This window comes from Kitasatospora sp. NPDC058184 (assembly GCF_042883725.1).
Classification (GTDB): Bacteria; Actinomycetota; Actinomycetes; order Streptomycetales; family Streptomycetaceae; genus Kitasatospora.
Window position 1 is genome coordinate 1 of the sequence record NZ_JBHVVE010000069.1, and the last position, 1192, is coordinate 1192.

Consider the following 1192-nt stretch of genomic DNA (forward strand, 5'->3'; position numbering starts at 1 on the left):
CGGCGCTCGACTTCAACGCGCCCAAGTACCCCTGGGGCCTGCGCACGATGCCAGCAGCGCGCATCGCAAAGATTCGCGAAGGGCTTCGACTGTTCGAGGGCACCATCTTCTGGGGTGCCGACTGGGGCCGCGCCGACGAAATGCACTACCAGATCGGCTACCGCGAGGGTGACGCCCGGATCGCGAACTTCGCCGACAAGCTCAATCGGGGTCACCTCGACATCTTCGGCCCGCCTCAGCCCGCGCCCGCACCTGTCGCGAACGAGATCGACATCGAGGCGAAAGCCGCGGCGGCGTGGATCGGTAAGCGACTACACGACGGCGAGCGGCCAGGCAAGGACGGCGTCGGTCGTTACGCCGACTTCGAGAACGGCTCGATCTACTGGCACCCCGCGGTCGCGGACGGCAAGGCGATCGCCGTGCCGACGGCGATCTACGAAACGTGGAAGGACACGCGGTGGGAACAGGGCCCGCTCGGCTACCCGGCTCAGCGGCACGAGGTCCTGCCGGGCGGTGACGTGCAGGCCTTCCAGGGCGGCGTCATCTACCGCAAGGGCGGTCAGCCGGGCCGCATCGTGCACGGCGCAATCCTCAAGTACTGGGCGTCGCTCGGCTACGAGAACAGCCAATACGGCTGGCCGACCTCGAATGAATTCGACGGGGGCGACGGCGTCCGCGCGCAGAACTTCGAGCGCGGCAGTCTCCGCTGGCACCCGAGCGGCGTGATCGGCCTACTCGACGCTTGACCGGTTCTATCCCTCACCCGCTCGGTTCATAAGTACCGAGCGGGTGCCGATCCCTGAAAGGCGCACAATGTCCACACTCGATACCCTCCGTGACCGCATCCCCGCGGCCGCTCGCGAGCAGCTCTACACCTACGTCGCCGCCGGCGTGCTCCTCATCGCCGGACTCGGCTACCTCTCCGACGTCGTGGCCGCCCTATGGGCCGCGGTCGGCGTGGCGTCGGTAACGCTGCTCTTCGCGCTCCTCCACGCTGCATCTCCCTGGCGCACCGCGCTGTACGGCCTCCTCGCCGCCCTCGCGCCTCTCGCGCTCTGGTACTCGATCGGCACCGAGACCGGCTGGGCTGCGGTACTCACGTTCGCTGCGACCGTCTTCGGACTCACGAAGGCCGCGGGCAAGTGGCCTGTCGCTGTACGGGCGCAAGCTGTGGGAGACGATGAGCTCCTAC

Annotated in this window: 2 protein-coding genes; both read left to right on the plus strand. The window is 68.0% G+C overall.

Translation table 11 applies throughout. The features are described 5' to 3' along the window. The coding region (locus ACFVXH_RS41375; protein WP_387831245.1) for an LGFP repeat-containing protein at positions 1–746 on the plus strand (746 nt) is incomplete at its 5' end. 67 nt (positions 747–813) lie between these two features. Next, the coding region (locus ACFVXH_RS41380; protein WP_387831246.1) for a hypothetical protein at positions 814–1192 on the plus strand (379 nt) is incomplete at its 3' end.